The organism is Streptomyces sp. bgisy100 (genome assembly GCF_057709105.1).
The window spans coordinates 1-651 of the sequence record NZ_JBYITE010000118.1 but is presented as its reverse complement, the minus strand read 5'-3'; the positions used below and the strand labels follow the sequence as shown (position 1 = coordinate 651).

Annotated in this window: 1 protein-coding gene; it reads left to right on the top strand. The window is 71.7% G+C overall.

Annotation, left to right across the window (positions count from 1 at the left end):
- Nucleotides 1-120: 120 nt before the first annotated feature.
- On the top strand, nucleotides 121-651 hold a 531-nt coding region (locus tag AC3EQ1_RS31320), incomplete at its 3' end, for a TetR/AcrR family transcriptional regulator (RefSeq protein ID WP_432097685.1).

The following is a 651-nucleotide window of genomic DNA, read 5'->3' as shown; positions in this document are numbered from 1 at the left end:
CGTGTCCGTCTGCGTCGCGTGATCAGGGGTGTCCGTGGCGGGTGCGGTGTCCCGCTGACCTCGGCGACCGTCGTCCCACCGCCGTCCCACGGCCGTGGCGCCGGTGACACAATGGCCGCCATGTCCAAGTCCTCCGGAACCCGGCAGAGCATCATCGACGCCGTGCTGCGCATCATCGGTGAGGACGGCGTCGCGGGGGTCACCAACCGGCGGATCGCCGAGGAGGCCAAGGTCTCCCTCGGTTCGGTCACCTACCACTTCACGACCCAGCACGAGCTGCTGCGGGAGAGCCTGCTGCACTTCGTCGCCGAGGAGACCCGGCGCTTCACCGAGCTCGCCGACCAGTGCGAGACCGACGGGATGGACCTCGACCGGGCCTCCGCCACCGTCGGCCAGGTCGCCGGGTGCACACAGACCGACGGCAGGTACATCGCACCCTTCGAGCTCTACGTCCAGGCCGGCCGCGACGAGCGCCTGCGCACCGCGGCCGCCCAGTGCTTCGCCGCCTACGACCAGCTGGCCGCCCGGATCCTCACCGGCCTCGGCGTACCGGACGCCCAGCGCCTGGCCGGCACCGCCGTCGCACTGGTCTTCGGACTCCAACTGCGCAGCCTCGCCACCGGCCTGCCCGCCGAAGAACTCGTCGACGCC